The organism is Rhizobium sp. LjRoot98, from assembly GCF_964252935.1.
Taxonomy (GTDB): Bacteria; Pseudomonadota; Alphaproteobacteria; order Rhizobiales; family Rhizobiaceae; genus Pararhizobium.
The window spans coordinates 527,999-546,216 of record NZ_CAXUPW020000001.1 but is presented as its reverse complement, the minus strand read 5'-3'; the positions used below and the strand labels follow the sequence as shown (position 1 = coordinate 546,216).

The 18,218-nt window shown below is 61.0% G+C and carries 19 protein-coding genes; 8 read left to right on the top strand and 11 right to left on the bottom strand.

The window, feature by feature from the left end; genetic code table 11:
* Positions 1-225: 225 nt before the first annotated feature.
* Complete coding sequence (locus tag ACSQ3J_RS02725; RefSeq protein ID WP_060503762.1) at positions 226-963, bottom strand: DUF3750 domain-containing protein; 738 nt, start codon at positions 961-963, stop codon at positions 226-228.
* Between the two features lie 75 nt (positions 964-1,038).
* On the opposite strand from ACSQ3J_RS02725, the gene ACSQ3J_RS02720 reads away from it, so the two are divergent.
* On the top strand, positions 1,039-2,043 hold the full coding sequence (locus ACSQ3J_RS02720; protein ID WP_060503761.1) for an asparaginase: 1,005 nt from the start codon (positions 1,039-1,041) through the stop codon (positions 2,041-2,043).
* 3 nt (positions 2,044-2,046) lie between these two features.
* Here ACSQ3J_RS02720 and ACSQ3J_RS02715 read toward each other — a convergent pair whose 3' ends face one another.
* Positions 2,047-2,799 (bottom strand): DeoR/GlpR family DNA-binding transcription regulator, encoded by a 753-nt coding sequence (locus ACSQ3J_RS02715; protein ID WP_060503760.1) that lies wholly within the window; start codon positions 2,797-2,799, stop codon positions 2,047-2,049.
* A 101-nt stretch (positions 2,800-2,900) separates the two neighbouring features.
* Here ACSQ3J_RS02715 and ACSQ3J_RS02710 point away from each other — a divergent pair, with 101 nt between their 5' ends.
* Both ACSQ3J_RS02710 and ACSQ3J_RS02705 read left to right on the top strand, forming a co-directional pair.
* Entirely contained in the window at positions 2,901-3,272 is a 372-nt protein-coding gene (locus tag ACSQ3J_RS02710; RefSeq protein WP_060503831.1) for a hypothetical protein, read from the top strand.
* 94 nt (positions 3,273-3,366) lie between these two features.
* The gene (locus ACSQ3J_RS02705) at positions 3,367-3,987 is read left to right on the top strand and encodes a glutathione S-transferase family protein (RefSeq protein ID WP_060503759.1); all 621 of its coding nucleotides are present in this window, start codon (positions 3,367-3,369) and stop codon (positions 3,985-3,987) included.
* Here the strand turns inward: ACSQ3J_RS02705 and ACSQ3J_RS02700 are convergent.
* Both ACSQ3J_RS02700 and ACSQ3J_RS02695 read right to left on the bottom strand, forming a co-directional pair.
* Positions 3,967-4,353, bottom strand: a complete 387-nt coding sequence (locus tag ACSQ3J_RS02700; RefSeq protein ID WP_060503758.1) for an MmcQ/YjbR family DNA-binding protein — start codon at positions 4,351-4,353, stop codon at positions 3,967-3,969. The genes ACSQ3J_RS02705 and ACSQ3J_RS02700 overlap by 21 nt on opposite strands.
* A 67-nt stretch (positions 4,354-4,420) precedes the next feature.
* Complete coding sequence (locus ACSQ3J_RS02695; protein ID WP_060503830.1) at positions 4,421-4,618, bottom strand: hypothetical protein; 198 nt, start codon at positions 4,616-4,618, stop codon at positions 4,421-4,423.
* A gap of 92 nt (positions 4,619-4,710) precedes the next feature.
* On the opposite strand from ACSQ3J_RS02695, the gene ACSQ3J_RS02690 reads away from it, so the two are divergent.
* On the top strand, positions 4,711-5,613 hold the full coding sequence (locus ACSQ3J_RS02690) for a LysR substrate-binding domain-containing protein (protein WP_060503757.1): 903 nt from the start codon (positions 4,711-4,713) through the stop codon (positions 5,611-5,613).
* A 3-nt stretch (positions 5,614-5,616) separates the two neighbouring features.
* Here the strand turns inward: ACSQ3J_RS02690 and ACSQ3J_RS02685 are convergent, their stop codons facing one another.
* Entirely contained in the window at positions 5,617-6,282 is a 666-nt protein-coding gene (locus ACSQ3J_RS02685; RefSeq protein ID WP_060503756.1) for a glutathione S-transferase family protein, read from the bottom strand.
* 104 nt (positions 6,283-6,386) lie between these two features.
* Complete coding sequence (locus tag ACSQ3J_RS02680; protein ID WP_060503755.1) at positions 6,387-7,745, bottom strand: TIGR03808 family TAT-translocated repetitive protein; 1,359 nt, start codon at positions 7,743-7,745, stop codon at positions 6,387-6,389.
* A gap of 347 nt (positions 7,746-8,092) precedes the next feature.
* Between ACSQ3J_RS02680 and ACSQ3J_RS02675 the strand changes: the two genes are divergently transcribed.
* Both ACSQ3J_RS02675 and ACSQ3J_RS02670 read left to right on the top strand, forming a co-directional pair.
* On the top strand, positions 8,093-10,285 hold the full coding sequence (locus tag ACSQ3J_RS02675) for a sensor domain-containing protein (RefSeq protein WP_436038962.1): 2,193 nt from the start codon (positions 8,093-8,095) through the stop codon (positions 10,283-10,285).
* Positions 10,286-10,486: 201 nt separating this feature from the next.
* Complete coding sequence (locus ACSQ3J_RS02670; RefSeq protein WP_060503753.1) at positions 10,487-11,275, top strand: L,D-transpeptidase family protein; 789 nt, start codon at positions 10,487-10,489, stop codon at positions 11,273-11,275.
* Between the two features lie 28 nt (positions 11,276-11,303).
* Here the strand turns inward: ACSQ3J_RS02670 and ACSQ3J_RS02665 are convergent, their stop codons facing one another.
* On the bottom strand, positions 11,304-11,783 hold the full coding sequence (locus ACSQ3J_RS02665; protein ID WP_060508692.1) for a MarR family winged helix-turn-helix transcriptional regulator: 480 nt from the start codon (positions 11,781-11,783) through the stop codon (positions 11,304-11,306).
* Between the two features lie 135 nt (positions 11,784-11,918).
* Between ACSQ3J_RS02665 and ACSQ3J_RS02660 the strand changes: the two genes are divergently transcribed.
* Positions 11,919-12,341, top strand: a complete 423-nt coding sequence (locus ACSQ3J_RS02660; protein WP_060503751.1) for an organic hydroperoxide resistance protein — start codon at positions 11,919-11,921, stop codon at positions 12,339-12,341.
* A 77-nt stretch (positions 12,342-12,418) separates the two neighbouring features.
* Here ACSQ3J_RS02660 and ACSQ3J_RS02655 read toward each other — a convergent pair whose 3' ends face one another.
* Positions 12,419-13,978: a helicase HerA-like C-terminal domain-containing protein gene (locus ACSQ3J_RS02655; protein WP_436038615.1), complete on the bottom strand. Its 1,560-nt coding sequence runs from the start codon at positions 13,976-13,978 to the stop codon at positions 12,419-12,421.
* Between the two features lie 283 nt (positions 13,979-14,261).
* Here ACSQ3J_RS02655 and ACSQ3J_RS02650 point away from each other — a divergent pair, with 283 nt between their 5' ends.
* On the top strand, positions 14,262-14,660 hold the full coding sequence (locus ACSQ3J_RS02650) for a DUF2780 domain-containing protein (RefSeq protein WP_060503749.1): 399 nt from the start codon (positions 14,262-14,264) through the stop codon (positions 14,658-14,660).
* Between the two features lie 137 nt (positions 14,661-14,797).
* Here the strand turns inward: ACSQ3J_RS02650 and ACSQ3J_RS02645 are convergent, their stop codons facing one another.
* The 3 genes from ACSQ3J_RS02645 to ACSQ3J_RS02635 all read right to left on the bottom strand — a co-directional run bounded on the left by ACSQ3J_RS02645 (position 14,798) and on the right by ACSQ3J_RS02635 (position 18,213).
* The gene (locus ACSQ3J_RS02645) at positions 14,798-15,964 is read right to left on the bottom strand and encodes an MFS transporter (RefSeq protein ID WP_436038614.1); all 1,167 of its coding nucleotides are present in this window, start codon (positions 15,962-15,964) and stop codon (positions 14,798-14,800) included.
* Positions 15,965-16,113: 149 nt separating this feature from the next.
* Positions 16,114-16,947 (bottom strand): aldo/keto reductase, encoded by an 834-nt coding sequence (locus ACSQ3J_RS02640; protein WP_436038613.1) that lies wholly within the window; start codon positions 16,945-16,947, stop codon positions 16,114-16,116.
* A gap of 84 nt (positions 16,948-17,031) precedes the next feature.
* Positions 17,032-18,213 (bottom strand): MFS transporter, encoded by a 1,182-nt coding sequence (locus ACSQ3J_RS02635; protein ID WP_436038611.1) that lies wholly within the window; start codon positions 18,211-18,213, stop codon positions 17,032-17,034.
* Positions 18,214-18,218 lie beyond the last annotated feature (5 nt).

Below are 18,218 nucleotides of genomic sequence, written 5' to 3'. Positions count from 1 at the left end.
ACTACCTTTAACTTATCTTCAATTGAACGAAAGGAAGGTGATCCAGTGTCTAATGAGATTTTAAACCTCGTAAAGGGCATGGGAGTTGTAGTGATCGGAACGAGGCAGCCCTCGATCTGAACCCGCCTTCCTGCGGGTCGTGTCTCTGAGAAGATACGGTCCGGGCCTTTTACCTGGCCAAAACTCATGGAGGGCCGCTGTGAAGCGGCCCTTTTTGTTTGTCTTCTAAACCCCGAACCGCCCCAGTGCCGGTATCTTCACGGCCGGGCGCATTACATCAATCCCCGCCACCAATCCCATGAAATGGACCTCAAGCCCGCTCCGAACGCCGGCTGAAACGCCGAGCAGTCCGTACAGCGTCGCATGCATGTCCATTCCGTCGGCATCGATCGAAAATAGCTTGCCCTCCGGCAGGTAGTCGCGGCCGACTGCATCCGGCGGTAGAACCGCGCCGAGTTCAGGCACAGAGCGCAGCACATGGGCGACGAACGTGTTGGAGTTCGGTCCCGGCCAGATCCGGTAGGCGCCTGATGTCGCATAGGGGTAGGACTGGATTGCCTGCTCGACCTTCGAAATCAGGCGGGTGGCCTCGTCGCCTCTGACGCTGGTCACCAGGTTCGGCGTGTTGGAGTACCAACGCGCATCGGCCGGATAGCCGTTGCGGCGGATCGGCGAGCCCCAGCCGACCTTGTCGTAACGATTATAGGCCGTATCGTCGCGTCCCTTGGTGACGATCCAGGAATGGCTGGCAACTGCCCCCTTCATGCCGCCTGTCGTGGCGGAAAAGATATAGATCGCCGCATCCGGATCGTCCTGCGGTTTCGGCAGGATATGGGCGGAGGTCCAGTCCGCCTCGCGCCAGTTTTCCGGCCTTTCCTTGACATACCACCAGCCTGCGGAGGCGAGCGCCGGCAGCAGATAGACGAACAGGATGGCAAGAAACAGCTTGCGGAAAAATTTCATGGGTCCGTCCGGGTTTTGCGTTGCTCTGTCTTGGTCTAAAGACAGGGCAGATGTTGGATTTTTGAGGGCACAACCATGTCGAACCCGGTTCTTGTTGAAGTCACGCGTGGTAATCTGGTCGAAAGCCGCCATCGCGGCATGGTCATCGTCGTCGATGGGGATGGCAAGACCGTGTTTTCGCTCGGCGATACCGACGTTGGCGTCTTCCCGCGCTCGGCCTGCAAGGCCATGCAGGCGCTGCCGCTGATGGAAACGGGGGCAGCCGATGCCTACGGTTTCGACAAGCGGGCCTTGGCGCTCTCCTGCTCCTCGCACAATGGCGAGCCGGAACACGTGGCGCTCGCCGCAGAAATGCTGTCGGCAGCGGGCAGGGACGTCTCGACGCTCGAATGCGGCGCCCACTGGTCGTTCAATCAGGACACCATCATCAGCCAGGCGCGGGCGCTGGAACATCCTTCGGCGCTGCACAACAATTGCTCCGGCAAACATGCCGGCTTCATCTGTGCCTGCTGCCATAGCGGCGAGGAGCCCACCGGCTACGTCACCTATGATCATCCCCTGCAGCGCGAAATCCGCGGTGTCATGGAAAGCCTGACGGGCGCGGTCCTTGCCCATGACAATTGCGGCACCGATGGCTGCTCGATCCCGACCTACGCCGTGCCTTTGAAGGGCCTTGCCCATGGCTTTGCCAAAATGGCAACGGGCACTGGCCTTGAACCGCTGCGCGCCAAAGCCTCAAAGCGCCTGATCGAAGCCTGCATGGCTGAGCCCTTCTATGTCGCGGGCAGCAAGCGCGCCTGCACAAGACTGATGCAGACGGCACCCGGTCGCATCTTCGCCAAGACCGGTGCCGAAGGCGTGTTCTGCGCCGCCATCCCGGAAAAGGGCATCGCGATCGCGCTGAAATGCGAGGATGGCACCACCCGCGCCGCCGAAGCGATGGTCGCCGCCACGCTCGCGCGCTTCTTCAACGATGAACCGGAATTGCACCAAAGCCTGATGGCGCAGGCCAACCATTCGATGAAAAACTGGAACGGCATCCATGTCGGCGATGTCAGGGTCACCGGCGCTTTTGCCTGAACCTCACGCCTCAATGATCCGCATCGCCGTCTGCCGGTAGGGCGCGCTGGTCTCGGGTGCCATGCCGGCGGGTATGATGAGGGCCGACATGTCCTCGATGCCGGTGATGTGGTGCGGTGAGACGGTGCCGAGTTTTTCCTCCGTCAGCAATGCCACCGTTTCTGCCGAGCGTGCCGCAATGGCGCGTTTGACGGCGGCTTCCTCGTAATCGCCGGTCGAAAGGCCGCGCGCCGGATGGATGGCCGTCGCGCCGAGGAAGAAGATGTCGGGGCGCATCATGCCGATTGCCGCAAGGGCCGTCGCGCCCGTCGAGACCATCGAGTGCTTGTAGAGCCGGCCGCCGATCAGGATCACCTCGGCCCGGTTCTTTTCCAAAAGCGCTGCGATTGCCGGGCTGTGCGTCGCGATTGTCAGCGGCATTTCACGCGGCAGGGCGCGCACCAGTTCGGCATTGGTCGTGCCGCCATCGATGAAGACCAGTTGCCCCGCCCGCACCAGTTCCGCTGCCTTGCGCCCCAGCCGTTTCTTGATGTCGGGAGACATCGTCTGGCGGGTTTCGATATCCGGCAGCGGCGGCGTCACCGGTAAAGCGCCACCATGCACCCGCTTCAACAGACCGGCCGCCGCCATGTCACGCAAGTCGCGCCGGATCGTGTCTTCCGACAGCTCGAGTTCTTGCGCCAGTTCGCCGGCTACGATCTGCCCGTCGCTGGCCAGCCGTGCCGAGATCAGTGCCCGCCGTTGGGACGTCAGCATTTTTGTCTCCAAATCATATCTTGACTATGCACGATATTGCATGATTTATCGTGAAATACCCAGAATAATATGGAAATATCGTGCAATTTATGGAGATGATCATGCTGATTTTGATTGCGGGTCCCTACCGGTCCGGCACCGGCGACGATCCGGAAAAGATGGCGGCAAACCTCAGGCGTCTGGAAGCGCCGTCGCATGCGCTGTTTCAGGCGGGCCACGTGCCGATGATCGGTGAATGGGTGGCGTTGCCGATCTGGCATGCGGCGGGCGGACGTGAAGTTGGCGACGAACTCTACGAGGAGATATTCCATCCCGTCGCCGGACGGCTTCTGCAGCTGTGCGAGGCTGTCCTGCGCCTGCCGGGCGAAAGCAAGGGTGCCGACAATGACGTGCGGATTGCCCGCGAGCGCGGCATTCCGGTCTATTTCCGGCTCGAGGATGTTCCGGGCTGTGCCGTGACCATACGGGCATGATCACTGGCAAATGACTGGCGAACATTCGGCGTGGTTGGTATGTTTCCCGCTGGAGCATACCGGCCTGCCGCCGGTGGATGAATGGAGAGCCTGCATGTTGAAGCTGTATTTTTCGCCCGGAAGCTGCTCGCAGGCATCGCATATTGCCCTGGAAGAAGCCGGCGCGGTTTATGAGGCCGAAAGGATCGATTTCGGCAAGCAGCAGCAGCGCGCACCCGAATTCCTGCGCCTCAATCCGAAGGGCCGCGTTCCGGCCCTTGTGACGGATCGCGGTGTCATTACTGAATCTCCCGCCATCCTTGCCTATATAGGCCAAAGCTTTGCAGGTACGCCGATCGGTGTCCCGCAGGATCCATTCGAGTTTGCGCGCATTCAGTCCTTCAATGCCTATCTGTGCTCGACTGTGCATGTCGCGCACGCTCACAAGCGCCGTGGCAGCCGCTGGGCCGATGATCCGGCGGTCATAGAGGCTATGACGTTGAAGGTGGCCAGCAATATGAGTGAGTGCTTCGATCTGATCGAAACCACCATGTTTTCCGGGCCTTGGGTGATGGGGGAAACCTTTTCGATCGCTGACCCATACCTGTTTACCTTTACGAGCTGGCTGGAAGGCGACGGTGTCGATCCCAGGCGCTTCCCGAAAGTCTACGAACACAGCCTGCGCATGGCTGAACGTCCTGCCGTGAAAAAGGTTCTATCCGTCACTGGCGGTTAGGCCAAGGCGCCGCAGGCGCAGTAAAACTGGCGGCAAGGGCTTCGGCGCCTTCTGCCGCCAGGCGCTGATCAGTCGCTGCGTCAAATCCCGGTCGCCGATGACGTCAAGCCGGACCAGCATGGCCGGCCAGCCCTTGTAGTGATCGGTTTCGAAGTAGAATTCCGGCGCCAACTCCATCAGCATGGCCTTTTCCTCAGTCGCGCACATGACGACCAGGATGCCTGCTTCCTTGATGCGCACGAACATCTTGCCCCGCACCAGAAGTGCTGGCGTTCCATAGGAGGTCCCCGGCGCAATCTCTGGCAGGCCCGCCGCCGTGGCGAGCCGCGTTACGCGTTCGAAATCCGTGTCCTGATTGCCGGTCATGATCCTGCCCGCCGGGACAGATCACTGTCTGCTGAAACCGCACACGGTTCAAGCCTCCAGATGTGGCTCAGGCCCGGCATGCCTCGCAGGGCAGCTTCGGTGATAACCGCACGGGATTGCCCGGAAAGGGCAGGTCGCCCAGTTCACGCGTATCCATCCGGGCAATGTCCGGATGACGCAGCAGGTCGCGACCCCAGCTTGCCTGTGCGTCATCGTCTGCCGGTGCCGGAAGCAGGTGCTCAAGTATCGAGAAAATCTTCAACATGGCATCACCATCCTTGTTCAATGGTGCAATGATCCTCCTTGTTCTCAGCAATTTCAATTGAGATTGTGCCGCAGTGGTTATAGGAAAACTATATGAAGGACCTCAACAGCATTCACCTGAATGGATTGCGGGCGGTTGAGGCGACCGGCCGCCTCGGCTCGCTGCAGGCGGCCGCGGACGAACTTGGCGTCACCATCGGTGCCGTTAGCCAGCAGATCATCAAGACCGAGAAACAGCTTGGCCGCATCCTTTTCGAGCGCAGCCCGCGCGGCCTGGTAGCCACCCCGTTTGGGGAAAGTTTTCTGCCCAGCCTGACCAGCGGCTTCGAAGTGCTGGATCAGGCCGTCGCCTCGGCAAGGCGGCGGGACGAGACGATCCTGACGATCTCGGTCGCTCCGGTTTTCGCCGCTCGGTGGCTGGTCCACCGTCTGGACCGGTTTACCGAAAAGCACCCGGATATCCGGCTGCGCATCGATGCGACGACAGCGCTGGTCAATCTGGAAAGCGCCGGCGTTGATATCGGCATCCGCGTCGGCGCCGGCGATTGGCCGGGCGTCAAGGCTGAGCTTCTGTTGGCACAGGAGGTCTTTCCCGTCTGCTCTCCCGCCATTGCAGAAAAACTGAAGGAGCCGGCGGATATTCTGAAAATTCCGGCCATCATCGATGGTCATTCCACCCTCAGTTGGGAGATGTGGCTGCGCGAGGTGGGGCTCTCGGGAGAGCAGATGGTGACGCGGCATGTCTTCAACGATGCGTCTCTCTGCCTTGATGCGGCGATTGCCGGGCAGGGGGTAATGCTTGCCTGGCAGACGCTGGCCGCCTATTCCCTGATCGAAAAGCGGCTGGTCATGCCTTTTCCCCTGCGGGCGGCAACAGGGTTCGCGCATTATTTTGTCACGCCGCCCTCGCGCCGCGAAACCAAGACGGTTTTGGCCTTCAAGCAATGGGTACGTGACGAAATTGCCGGAAGCATGCGGCGTCTGGGTTTCGAATAGGTGTCAGGCGGCCTGCGTTTCTCTGCGCCGTCCGGCCATCATTGCCTCGAATGCCGGCCGTGCATGGCAGCGGGTAAGCCAGGCCCTGACGGCGGGGTATCTATCGAACAGGTAGGTCTCGCTCATCGCATAACGCAGCACTTCTGCCAGATTGAGATCGGCGACGGTGAAACGGTTGCCGACGACATAGTTCGCTGTCAGCAGGTGCTGTTCGAGCCGTGCAAGTGGACGCTCCAGCCCCTTCACGCAGGATTCGATCAGTGCCTTGCCGGCCGGGGTGTTTTCCTGATTGTTGTCGTAGGTCAGCACGATCTTCACCGTATGCGGTTCGACCTCGGTTGCCGCCCACAGGGTCCAGGCGGTCATTTCGCCCTCTTCGCGCACGGTTGCTCCGGCCAGCGGGCCGCCGTGCTTGCGGGCGAGATAGAGATTGTTGGCAAGCGATTCAGCCAGGACCAGTCCCTCATCCTCGATCGCCGGGATCAGCCCCATCGGGTTGACGGCGAGGAAGGAGGGCGACTTCGTATTCATCTGCGCGTCTGCGGCCAGCGGATCGGCCAGCCTGCGTGCCTGGATCACCGGCACGGACTGAAAGGGAATGCCGAGTTCCTCCGCCATCCAGTAGTTGCGCGAGGCCCGCGAGCAGTAAACGCCGTAGATTGTCAGCATGTCTGTCCCTCCGTTTGATTTTCGTAGCAAACTATTCCAAGCGGATCGGGGCTTGAAGCGCAGAGCGGTGATATCTGACATGAAATCTTTTGATGTGAGCGGTTTTAGGCCATGCGGTTACCGGTGAGGGTCAGGTGCGCGAAGGCCTCGCTTCCCCCCACCAGAAGATCACCGGTGGATTTCTCGTTCCAGCGGTAGCCGAACACCGCGCCGTCCTTGACGTCCAGGAACAGGTTGTTGGCGATGAGCGCGGTGCCGGCCCCTTCGACCACCGTAACCGCGCAGCCGCCACCGGCGTCGCGCACCAGATTGCCGGTCGCGACGATGCCGCGCATATAGGGCCCCCAACCGAGCATCAGGCCCCATTTCGGTGCGTTTTCGATGACGTTACCCGAAATCACCGTGTCCGCCTCCGCCGCAATGCCGAAACCGAAACCGGCACCATCGTGAATGTAGGGCCCATCGGGATGCAGGTTGCGGATGATATTGTCGCTGACAGTCGCAAGCCTGCCACCCTCGTCGAAATTGACGATCAGGATGCCGTTGGCGGCGCCATCGACCAGATTGCCGGAGACGATGGCGCCCTGAAAACCGAACTCGGAATAGATCGCTGTCTCACCGGAACGCAGGCACTTGTTGTTGGAAATCTGCACATTGGTGGCGGCGTTGGCGCGTATGGCGGAGAAGGCACAGTCAGAGATGTGATTGTCCATGATCATCACATTGCCGGCGCGAAAAACACTGATCCCATTGCCATTTTCGCCGGTGCCGCCATCCTTTGCACCAATCTTGAACACGCGGTTGCCGCTGACGATCGTGTTGTCTTCGCCCAGCTCCCAGCGATGCACGAGAATGCCGCCATTGCCGCAGTCCGATACCGTGTTGGCGGTGATCGCCAGCCGTTCGCTTTCCACCGCGTAGAGGCCGGAAAAGGCCGCCTGTGAAATGCTGTTGCCGGTGATGCGGCCACCGCAGCGCTCGGCGTTGATGCCGTGTCTGGCGGAGCCGGTGATCGTGCAGTTCTCGATTTTGAGATCGGTGACGCCGCGCAAATTGAGAAGCCCCTGCACGTCGTCCCCAAGGGATTTACCGCCACCGTCGAAAGCAAGGTCCGACAGGGTAATCCTCGTGAGAGCTTCACCGGAGATGAAGCTGCCGCCGCCGGCATGGATCAGCCGGGTCTGGCCCGGGACACCGCTGAGCCACAGGTTGTCGGGCAGGGAGACCCCCGACAGATGGTAATCACCAGCGGGCAAAAAAACCGGCAATCCCTTTTCGGCAGCCTCTTTGAAGAGCCGGTCGAGCGCCTTGCTTTGATCTCCGGTTTTGCCCGGCCTGACCCCATATCCGGAAATATCGATGGTGCCTCGCAGGCCAGTCTGAGCCGGCTTGAGGGCGGCGGCGATGGCCTCCAGGCAGGCCAGGGAGGCGATCGAAGACAGGAGCAGGCGTCTGGTGAGCATGGCGAATCCTTTCCACGCTCCATGCATAGAGCATGCCAGCGCGGAGTGTGTCGAAATGGCACGGCTGCTGCCGTATTCTCACTCTTTCTGGTTGAGCGCCGGAGGAGTTTGGGGCGTGATGCGTTTATTTTAGAAAGTTGTGTTTAGGGAAGAATAACTTATGGCTGGTAGAAATCGGGTTGGGGAACAGGGAAGAGACGGCTGGAACGGTGCATCCGTCCTTGGAGGCTTGCGTGACGAAGGGTTTGGACCGCTATCGAAGGGACGGCGGAGCACGAATTGCCAGTAATGATGACACCCAGCGATTGATCGCGGCAAGCCAGCGGCTTGCGGCAGAGGTCTCGCGCATGTTCGGCCCCGAACCTGACATCGCCGATCGCCATTACTGGCTCGAAACGATGATGAATCACATCCCTGACTACATCTATGCCAAGGATCTCGACGGCCGCTTTCTTGTAGCCAATCGGGCAACCGTTACCGAAAACGGGTTTCGCGAAGCCCATGAGATCGTCGGCAAGACCGACTACGATATCCATACTTTGGACAATGCCCGCCATTTTGAGCAGGCCGAGCGGCGGGTGATCGAAACCGGCGAACCGATGTTCGGCATCGAGGAGCTGAATGCGGTCAGCAAGGATGAGCGCTGGCTGATGACATCGAAGGTACCGCTGCGCGACAAGCAGGGGAAAACCATCGGCATTGTCGGTATTTCGCGCGATATCACCGATCGCAAGCGGGCAGAACGTCTTCTCCTCGGCCAGGCGCGTCTTCTGGAGCTGATTGCCACCAGCACGCCGCTCTCCGAGTTCTTCAACGAACTGATCCTGATGATCGAAGCGCATTTGCCCGGCATTATCGGCTCGATCCTGCTTTTGTCTCCAGACCAGCGGCATCTTTTGACCGGCGCAGCGCCGGGGCTTGACAATGCCTACTGCGCCGCGATCCATGGCATCGCCATTGGTCCGAAAGTCGGCTCCTGCGGCACGGCAGCTTTTCGTGGCGAGGCGGTGTTCGTCTCCGACATCCAGTCGGATCCGCTCTGGGAAGATTATGCAGACATGGTCCGGCCATTCGCATATCGGTCCTGCTGGTCGATGCCGATCCTCTCCTACCAGGGGAAGGTGCTCGGCACGTTCGCCCTCTATTCGCATCAACCCGGAACGCCTTCGGCAGAGCAGACTGACCTCATTTCGATGGCGGCGCATCTTGCCGGCATTGCCATTGAACGGCAGCAATCGGAAGAGCGCATCCAGTTCATGGCGCATCACGACGCCCTGACCGGCTTGCCGAACCGGGCGATGTTCGATGAGCGCGTCGCCAGAGCCCTGGAGCAGGCCCGCATGACGGGCCAGTGGGTGGCGCTGGCCTTTCTCGACCTGGATAATTTCAAGCTGATCAATGATACGCTCGGCCACCACGCCGGGGATGAACTTTTGCAGGTGGTCGCGCGGCGGATGCTGTCCTGCGTGCGCAAGTCGGACATGATCGTGCGGGTGGGTGGCGACGAGTTCATCATTCTACTCAATGGTCTCCCACCGGAAAACGCGGTGGTCCTATCCCGTCTGGAGGCGATCCGCGCAGCGATCGGTGCGCCGGTCGTGCTCGCCGGGCGCAGCCTGCAGGTCAGTTGTTCGATGGGCGTCGTCTGTTATCCCGAACATGGTGCGATCGCGGCCGAATTGCTCGCCAATGCCGATTCCGCCATGTACCGGGCCAAGGAGGTCGGCCGTAACAATTTGCAGGTGTTCGACGCCCAGATGGCGGCCAAGGCGCATGAGAGCCTGCGGCGTCACGAAGAACTGCGCGACGCGGTCGTCCGCGCCGAATTCGTGCTGCACTATCAGCCGCAGATGAACCTGAAGACGGGCAGCGTTTTTGCCGCGGAATCGCTGCTGCGCTGGCAGCACCCCGAGCGCGGCCTGATTTCGCCGGGCGACTTCATTCCGCTGGCCGAGGAAACCGGCCTGATCGTGCCGATCGGCGAATGGGTGCTGAACGAAGCCTGCCGGCAGAACAAGGCCTGGCAGGATGCCGGCCTTCCGCCAATTGTCGTCAGCGTCAATGTGTCCGCGCGTCAGTTCAAGGAGCGCAACTGGGTGTCGAAGGTCGCCGAAGCGCTGGAGGAGAGCGGACTGGAGGCTTGTTATCTTGAGCTGGAATTGACCGAGAGCCTGATCATGCAGGATGTCGCCTCTGCGGTTGCCACCATGCACGAGCTGGAAGCGCTTGGCGTCCATCTGGCCATCGATGATTTCGGCACCGGATATTCCAGCCTCAGTGCGCTGAAGCGCTTTCCCGTCCGCCGCCTGAAGATAGACCGCTCCTTCGTCCAGGATATTCCGGGTGACGCCGACGACCGGGCGATTACCGGCGCGATTATCTCGCTGGCGCAGAAGCTGCAGATGCAGGTCATTGCCGAAGGTGTGGAAACGCAGGACCAGGTGGATTTCCTGGCGGCCAGCGGCTGCGACGATATTCAGGGCTACTTCTTCAGCCGCCCGGTCGCTCCGGCGGCCTTTGTTTCCTTGTTGACGAAGTAGACCCGGCGGGGGTTCCTGTGGCGTTTTTGCATCGCAGGCGTTTCCTCTCGCAGTCGTGATGGCATCGAGCGGCCGCAAGCCCCGATCCAGCCGCAATTGCCATACTTGTGGCAAGAGATCGGTATTTGCTGCCGGGATAGAATGCCTGCGTGGCCACCGGCCGCGTCTTCGCCATATGCGTCAACGGAATTACAGAGTTCAATGACCCTTTCAAAAGCTCTCTCCCGCCGGCAGTTCCTCAATATGTCCGGGCTTGCGGTCGCGTCCGCTGGCCTTGCGGGCTGTGCATCTTCGATGAACACCGACCGTTTCCGCGCCGAAACAGCGCCCTATTTCCGCGACCCGTCCCAGGAGGGCCGTTTTGCCGATCCGCGCTACGGCGCCGAGCTGGAAGGTCCGGTTGGCAATGGCATGACCCCGACGGGCCTGCCTCTGCAATCGGCCTATTATGCCGAAATGTACGGCCCCAAATTCGATGGTGGCTTCAATATCCCGGCGGTGCCTTACGAACAGATCGATGCCCGCTTCTACCGTCAGCAGGTCGACAACACGTTCGGCGAGAAGCCCGGCACAATCATCGTCGATACCGGCGAGCGTTTTCTTTACCTCATCCTCTCCAACGGCTCGGCGATGCGCTACGGCGTCGGTATCGGTCGCGAGGGCTTTGCCTGGTCGGGCAGGGGCGTCCTCCAGTGGAAGCAGAAATGGCCGCGCTGGAAGCCGCCGAACGAGATGGTGGCGCGTCAGCCGCATCTGGAAAAATACTCGATTGCCAACGGTGGCATGGCGCCGGGGCTCGACAACCCGCTCGGCGCGCGGGCGATGTATATCTTCCAGAACGGCGAAGACACGCTTTACCGCCTGCACGGGTCGCCGGAATGGCAGTCGATCGGCAAGGCCGTATCGTCCGGCTGCGTCCGTCTGATCAACCAGGATGTCATCGATCTCTATGATCGCGTGCGCGACAAGGCACCGATCCTGGTGATCTGAAAATCCTGCACGGTGGCGGATTGCCGTCTCAGGATTGCTGGTTTTCACCAAGATGATTGCTGAGGCCATGCAGCGCTGACCGCAGGGCTGCGGCTTCCGCCATGCTGCATCCCGTCGCCTTGCCGATTTCCGTCAGGATGCCGAAAGCATCGGTCTTCAGCGCCTGGCCCTTTGGGGTCAGCGTCACGATCACCTGACGCTCGTCGCCTTTATCGCGAATACGGCTGACGAATCCGGCGGTTTCCAGCCGCTTCAGCAACGGCGAGAGCGTGCCTGAATCCAGCCCCAGTTCCTCGCCTATCCCCTTTACCGTCATCCGATCCTGCTGCCAGAGCGCCAGAAGCACCAGATATTGCGGGTAGGTCAGGCCGAACTTTTCAAGCAGAGGCTTGTAGGTCCGGTTGAAGGCATGGGCCACCGAGTAGACGGCAAAACAGAGCTGCTGGCCAAGCGCCAGAGCATCGCCCTCTTTCAGGTCGTCCTTACGCATGTCTTGATCATTGGTCATAATGCCATTTTCGCAGTTCGTGCACCATTTTGCAATTTGCAAAATTATATTGCGTACAATTAAATTATGCGCTATTTAAAAGTCAGGCAACACTTTGCCCCGCCATCAACCCGCTGAGACAGTAAGGAGACAGACATGCCTATTCTCTACACAACCAAAGCTTCCGCAACCGGTGGCCGCGCCGGCCATGCCGTCAGTGAAGACGGTGTTCTCGATGTGACGCTCACCGTTCCGAAGGAACTCGGCGGCGATGGCGCGACCGGCACCAATCCTGAACAGCTGTTTGCAGCCGGCTATTCCGCCTGCTTCCTCGGCGCGCTGAAATTTGTCGCCGGCAAGGAAAAGGTCAAGATTCCGGAAGACGCAACGGTCACCGCAACGGTCGGCATCGGTCCGCGCGAAGATGGCACCGGCTTCTACATCAGCCCGTCGATCTCCGTCAGCCTGCCGGGCGTCGACCGCGAAGTCGGCGAAAAGCTCGTCGCCGCAGCCCATATCGTCTGCCCCTACAGCCATGCGCTCCGCACCTCGACCGAAATCTCGGCCAAGCTCGCCTAACGCGAGGCAGGATCGGACAAATAAAAAACGGCGGCCACATCGGGGCCGCCGTTTTGCGTTTCAAGCCGATGCGGCGTTTATCGCCTCAAGCTTCCCAAAATGCCGCGCACCAAGGCCCTTCCGAGTGAGGAGGCGACGGTGCGGGCAACCGATTTCATTGCCGCTTCCGCGACGGTTTCGCGCTGATAACCGGCGCGGGGCTTCGGCTTGGGTTGTGCCGGCGCCTGCGTATCGTCATCGCCGAAGCCGGGCAGGGTCCAGCGGCTGCCGCCGGGGGCGGCTGGCGGCGGAGCTTCCGAAGTCTCCCGGGTATCCTCCGCCTGCTGTGTTGCCTTGGCGGCGCGCTGGGCCAAAAGCTCGTAGGCCGATTCCCGGTCGACATCCTTGTCATACTGGCCAGCAACCGGGCTGATGCTCATGATGTTGGCGCGTTCAGCCTCAGTCAGCGGGCCGGCGCGGCTGGACGGCGGGCGGATCAGCGTGCGCTCGACCATCGATGGCGAGCCTTTGCCTTCGAGTGTCGAGACCAAAGCCTCGCCGGTGCCAAGGTTGGTGATGACCGTGGCGCAGTCGAAATCCGGGTTGGGACGGAAGGTGTCAGCCGCCGTCTTCACCGCCTTCTGTTCGCGCGGCGTATAGGCGCGCAGCGCATGCTGGATACGGTTGCCAAGCTGGGCCAGCACGGTTTCTGGAACGTCGAGCGGGTTCTGGGTGACGAAATAGATGCCGACGCCCTTGGAGCGGATCAGGCGCACGACCTGCTCGATACGTTCCAGCAGAACCTTCGGCGCATCGTTGAACAGCAGATGCGCTTCGTCGAAGAAGAAAACCAGTCTCGGCTTGTCGGGATCGCCGATCTCGGGCAGCTCCTCGAACAGTTCCGACATCAGCCAGAGCAGGAATGTGCCGTAGAGGCGCGGGTTCATCATCAGCTTGTCGGCAGCCAGAACCGAGATGGCGCCGCGCCCGTCGCGGGTGGTGCGCATGATATCGGACACCTTGAGCGCCGGTTCGCCGAAAAAGTTCTTGGCGCCCTGCTGCTCGAGGATCAGCAGTTCGCGCTGGATCGAGCCGACCGAGGCCTTGGAAATCAGTCCGTATTTACCCGAAAGTGCCGAGGCATTTTCGGCCATGTAGTTGAGCATCGCCTGGAAATCCTTGAGATCCAAGAGCGGCAGCCCGCCTTCGTCGGCGATCTTGAAGGCGATGTTGATGACGCCCTCCTGGGCGTCTGTGGCGTTCATCAGCCGGGAGAGCAGCAAAGGCCCCATCTCCGACATGGTGGTGCGCACGCGGTGGCCTTTTTCACCATAGAGATCCCAGAAGATCACCGGGAATTCCTGGAAGGCAAAATCGGTGAAGCCGATCTGTTCGGCCCGCTTGGTCACCCAGTCCTTCGGTTCGCCGATGGCGCCGATGCCGGAAAGGTCGCCCTTCACATCGGCACAGAAAACCGGCACGCCGGCATTGGAAAAGCTTTCCGCCAGGATTTGCAGCGTCACGGTCTTGCCGGTGCCGGTGGCCCCGGTCACGAGGCCGTGACGGTTGCCGAATTTGAAATCCAGATATTCGCCCTTGTTGATCGTGTCGTCCGGTTTCCGGCTGGTGCCGATATAGAGCTTCCCGTCCTCAAGCATGTGGGCCTTGTCTCCGTTTCGCCAATGAAAGCCGGCAGCGCGCTAGCCTTCATCACATTGTTTTCTCAACACTGTTATAGGAGGAGTACCGGTCAGCGGCAACAGAAGGATTGCCATGCAAAAGACGGGATTTGCGCGCTGGATGGCCGCATTGTATTTGCCACCGAGGCATGAAACGATATTGCCGTTCTCGCGCTGTGGATACCCGTACCGAAGGGCGCTTGAGTTTCAATTCCAGATAATTTACCTTGACGTTAACGTCAAATATTTGAGGAGAATCATCATGAACGAACTGATCACCCGCGTTGCGGAAAATGTCGGCATCGACCCGGCAACGGCTGAAAAGGCCATCGGCATGATGCTCGGCTTTCTGCAGCGCGAAGCGGCAGACGGCCCGGTTGCCAAGATGATAGAAGCCATTCCGGGCGCCGATGCACTGATTGCGCAGTATAACGGCGAAGGCACGGGCGGCGGTGGTGGTCTGCTCGGTGGCTTGCTCAGCGCAGTCGGCGCCGGTGGCGGCGTCATGGCGCTCGGCCAGCAGCTGATGAGCCAAGGCCTCGGCATGGGCGAAATCACCGCGCTTGCCAAGGAAACCATCGGTTATGCCAAGGAGCAAGCCGGCGCCGACGTGGTCGACGAAGTCGTTGCCTCGGTTCCCGGCCTCAGCCAGTTCGTCTGATCGCCTGAAGCTTTAACGAACGAAATTTTCTAAAACTGCCGAGCCGCGCATTCGAATGGTGGAGAAGGTCTCCGCCATCACGGGTGCGCGGTTCTGCATTTAAGCATCCCATTGCATCGCAAGGCGCGTCTGTTCCGTCAGGCCGCTGCCCGCCGCCTGCCGAAGGACAGAAACAGCGTGAAAATCACCAGGATTAGCCCGACGCTGATCGGGGCTGCGTGAGCGCCGAACAGATCCATGATCGATCCCGTTGCGCCCGATCCCATGCCGCTTCCCACGGCGTAGGCCAATGCGAAGGCCGCACTTCCCGCCACCAGCATGCTACCGCGATACTGTTCGCCGAGCATCGTCAGCGCGCAGGTATAAAGCGAGAAGCTCGCAGCACCGATCAAGGCAAAATCGGCCAGAATGGCAATCGGCGATGTCAGGAAGGGGATGATCAGGAAGGCGAAGGCGCCGATCCCGCCCATGGCGATCGCCACGCGCTGGCGCGGCAGCCGGTCAAGCAGCACGCCGATGAACGGCTGGGCCAAGGCGGTCGGCAAGGCCAGCACCGTGACGCTGAGTGCGGCAAAAGCCTGCGAATGGCCGGTCTTGACGAAATAGACCGGCATCACCGAGATCGCGGCGATATCCGAGAAACCGAATGCCAGCACCATGGCGATCAGCACCGGCGCCCTGCGGAAGAAGACGAAGACGTCGCGGGTCGAGGATGCCTCTGGCGTCGTGCGGGTCGACAGCGTCAACAGAGCCGTGGCAAACGCGACAAGCGCCACATAAACGGCTGTCAGCGCAAACCCGAAACCACCTTCCGTTCCCATCAGAGGAATGACCAGCGGACCGGCGGCGAACCCGCCGCAGATACCCGCGCCATAAAGCCCCGAAACCCGCCCGCGCAGCCGGTCGGGGCAGGCAGAGTTCATCCAGGCTTCGCTCAGCATGAAGATCAGGCTGGCAAAGAAACCGAGGAGAAAGCGGGCGAGAAACCAGACAGGCAGCGCGGTAGTCGCGGCAAAGGTCGCAAGGCATATCGAGCAGCCGGCAAGGCTGATGATGATCAGCTTGTCGGTCCGAAGTCGTGCCGTCAACTGGCCGATCATCAGCGTCGAAGCGGCAAGTCCCAGCGCAAACGCGACGGCGTTGAAGCCGATCATTGCCGGTGTTACGCCGCGGCTCTCCAATGTCAGCGAGATCAGCGGATAGGTAATGCCCTGCGCCACCGAAAACGCCGACGCGCCGAGAATGACGGCAACGATGGCCGCCCAATCGGGCATGAAATCGGCGGTGGCGTGTGATGACTGCATGAGACCCTCGCGGCCATCTTGGATGTGGCCCGATCTCTTTTATCGGAACATGAGCGGGGTTGAAATAGATCGGCCTGCTCGAGGAGCCGATTGTCACCGCGCCGGCTTTTCAATCTGCCGGCGCAGTGCGTGGAGGCTGTCGTCCCCGATTAGTCCGCGCGGTCCCAGTCGGGTGCCAGGCCGCCGGGGCTGACGATGCGGCCGTTCGGGCGAGCGAGCTTGTGGATTGCTGCCATTTCGTCGCTTGAAAGATCGAAATCGAAGATGTCGAAATTTTCCTTCAGGCGGCTTTCCGTTGCCGTTTTTGAAAGCGTGATGACATCCTTCTGCTGGGTAAGCCAGCGCAGAACCACCTGGGCGGCGGTCTTGCCATGCTTGGCACCGATATCCTTCAAAAGCGGTTCGTTCGGCACCTTGCCATCGGCCATCGCATAATAGGCGGTGATCGACATGCCGGCCGCGCGGGCAGCCTCCAGAACCTTGGTCTGGTCGAGATAGGGGTGATATTCGATCTGGTTGGTGGCGAGCGGCGCTTCGCTGAGTTCAACCGATTTTGCCATCAGGGCGGTGTTGAAATTGCTGACGCCGATATTCTTCACCTTGCCGGCCTTCTTCACGGCATTCAGCGCGCCGATCTGTTCGGCCAGCGGCACGCCGCTGCTGGGCCAGTGCAGGAGCAGAAGATCGACATAATCGGTGCGCAGCTTCTTCAGGCTTTCATCGACCGAGGCGAGAAAATCGGCGTGCTTGTAATGATCGACCCAGACCTTGGTGGTGAGGAAGATATCGCCGCGGGAAACGCCGGATGCCTCGATGGCTTCGCCGACCTCGGCTTCGTTGCGATAGATCTGTGCGGTATCGATATGGCGGAAGCCGAGCTTGATCGCCTGCGGCACGATGCGCAACACATCGGGGCCGGGCATGCGGAAGGTGCCGAAGCCGAGAGCGGGAATATTGGCACCGTTGGCGTTGACTGTCTGCATGGGGAAAGTCCTTTCAGGGAGGAGACCCGGCGAACGGCCGGGTCTGGAATGATGTCTTAATAGATGTGGCGTGCGGTGCCTGCGTCAAGCAGCCTGGGCAATCGGCTCCGGCTTGCGGTCGAGCATGCCGCTGATGATGGTCAGCACCAGGGCGCCCGCGACCAGGATTGCGCCGACCCAGGGCGTTGCCTGCAGGCCGAGCGACGAGGCGACGACCAGCCCGCCAATCCAGGCACCGGCCGCGATGCCGAGGTTGAAGGCGGCGATGTTGAGCGCCGAGGCGACATCGACGGCGCCGGGACGGTGCTGCTTGGCCAGTTGCACCACATAGAGCTGCAGGCCGGGTACATTGGCGAATGACAGGAAGCCGAGCGCGGCCAGCGTGATCAGGGCAGGCACGGTCGAGATGGAGGTGAAGGTGAAGATCACCAGCACCGCCGTCTGGGCGGCAAACAGCCAGACCAGCGCCTTCACCGGATTGCGGTCGGCGACACGGCCGCCGATGATGTTGCCGGCGGCAATTGCCAGGCCATAGAGCACCAGCACAAGGCTGACGGAGGAGGCGGCAAAACCAGTGACGTCCTGCAGCATCGGCGCCAGGAAGGTGAAGGTGACGAACGTACCGCCATAACCGAGCGCCGTCATGCCGAACACCAGCAGCAGGCGGCCCGATCCGAGTACGCGGACCTGATCGAGGAGGCTGGCGGGCGCCGCCTTCGACAGGGTGGAGGGCAGAAGTACGGCGATGGCCGCAAACGCAATGACACCGAGACCGGCCACGGCCCAGAAGGTGGCGCGCCAGCCGAATGTCTGGCCGATGAGGGTGCCGAGCGGTACGCCGGTGACGATGGCGACGGTGAGCCCCATGAACATCAGCGCAATGGCCGAGGCGCGGCGGTTTTCCGGTACGAGATCGGCGGCAATAGTGGCGCCGACGGAGAAGAACACGCCATGCGCAAAGGCCGAGAGAACGCGGGCGACGAGCAGTGTTTCGTAAGACGGGCTGAGCGCCGCCATGGCATTGCCGGCAACGAACAGCGCCATCAGGCCGAGCAGCAGCGGCTTGCGTTCGATGCGGCCGGTCAACGCAGTGAGGATCGGGGCGCCAAACGTGACGCCGAGCGCGTAGATCGAGACGATCAGGCCAGCCAGCGGCAGAGTGATGCCGAGGTCGGTGGCAACCGTCGGCAACAGGCCGACAATGACGAATTCCGTGGTTCCGATCGCATAGGCCGCGATCGTCAGCGCAAACAGGGCAAGAGGCATGGGAA

Excerpts from the sequence above, each read along its gene's own strand:
- ACSQ3J_RS02725 (WP_060503762.1), bottom strand. The coding sequence starts at position 963 with ATGAAATTTTTCCGCAAGCTGTTTCTTGCCATCCTGTTCGTCTATCTG.
- ACSQ3J_RS02720 (WP_060503761.1), top strand. The coding sequence starts at position 1,039 with ATGTCGAACCCGGTTCTTGTTGAAGTCACGCGTGGTAATCTGGTCGAA.
- ACSQ3J_RS02715 (WP_060503760.1), bottom strand. The coding sequence starts at position 2,799 with ATGCTGACGTCCCAACGGCGGGCACTGATCTCGGCACGGCTGGCCAGC.
- ACSQ3J_RS02710 (WP_060503831.1), top strand. The coding sequence starts at position 2,901 with ATGCTGATTTTGATTGCGGGTCCCTACCGGTCCGGCACCGGCGACGAT.
- ACSQ3J_RS02705 (WP_060503759.1), top strand. The coding sequence starts at position 3,367 with ATGTTGAAGCTGTATTTTTCGCCCGGAAGCTGCTCGCAGGCATCGCAT.
- ACSQ3J_RS02700 (WP_060503758.1), bottom strand. The coding sequence starts at position 4,353 with ATGACCGGCAATCAGGACACGGATTTCGAACGCGTAACGCGGCTCGCC.
- ACSQ3J_RS02695 (WP_060503830.1), bottom strand. The coding sequence starts at position 4,618 with ATGTTGAAGATTTTCTCGATACTTGAGCACCTGCTTCCGGCACCGGCA.
- ACSQ3J_RS02690 (WP_060503757.1), top strand. The coding sequence starts at position 4,711 with ATGAAGGACCTCAACAGCATTCACCTGAATGGATTGCGGGCGGTTGAG.
- ACSQ3J_RS02685 (WP_060503756.1), bottom strand. The coding sequence starts at position 6,282 with ATGCTGACAATCTACGGCGTTTACTGCTCGCGGGCCTCGCGCAACTAC.
- ACSQ3J_RS02680 (WP_060503755.1), bottom strand. The coding sequence starts at position 7,745 with ATGCTCACCAGACGCCTGCTCCTGTCTTCGATCGCCTCCCTGGCCTGC.
- ACSQ3J_RS02675 (WP_436038962.1), top strand. The coding sequence starts at position 8,093 with ATGTTCGGCCCCGAACCTGACATCGCCGATCGCCATTACTGGCTCGAA.
- ACSQ3J_RS02670 (WP_060503753.1), top strand. The coding sequence starts at position 10,487 with ATGACCCTTTCAAAAGCTCTCTCCCGCCGGCAGTTCCTCAATATGTCC.
- ACSQ3J_RS02665 (WP_060508692.1), bottom strand. The coding sequence starts at position 11,783 with ATGACCAATGATCAAGACATGCGTAAGGACGACCTGAAAGAGGGCGAT.
- ACSQ3J_RS02660 (WP_060503751.1), top strand. The coding sequence starts at position 11,919 with ATGCCTATTCTCTACACAACCAAAGCTTCCGCAACCGGTGGCCGCGCC.
- ACSQ3J_RS02655 (WP_436038615.1), bottom strand. The coding sequence starts at position 13,978 with ATGCTTGAGGACGGGAAGCTCTATATCGGCACCAGCCGGAAACCGGAC.
- ACSQ3J_RS02650 (WP_060503749.1), top strand. The coding sequence starts at position 14,262 with ATGAACGAACTGATCACCCGCGTTGCGGAAAATGTCGGCATCGACCCG.
- ACSQ3J_RS02645 (WP_436038614.1), bottom strand. The coding sequence starts at position 15,964 with ATGCAGTCATCACACGCCACCGCCGATTTCATGCCCGATTGGGCGGCC.
- ACSQ3J_RS02640 (WP_436038613.1), bottom strand. The coding sequence starts at position 16,947 with ATGCAGACAGTCAACGCCAACGGTGCCAATATTCCCGCTCTCGGCTTC.
- ACSQ3J_RS02635 (WP_436038611.1), bottom strand. The coding sequence starts at position 18,213 with ATGCCTCTTGCCCTGTTTGCGCTGACGATCGCGGCCTATGCGATCGGA.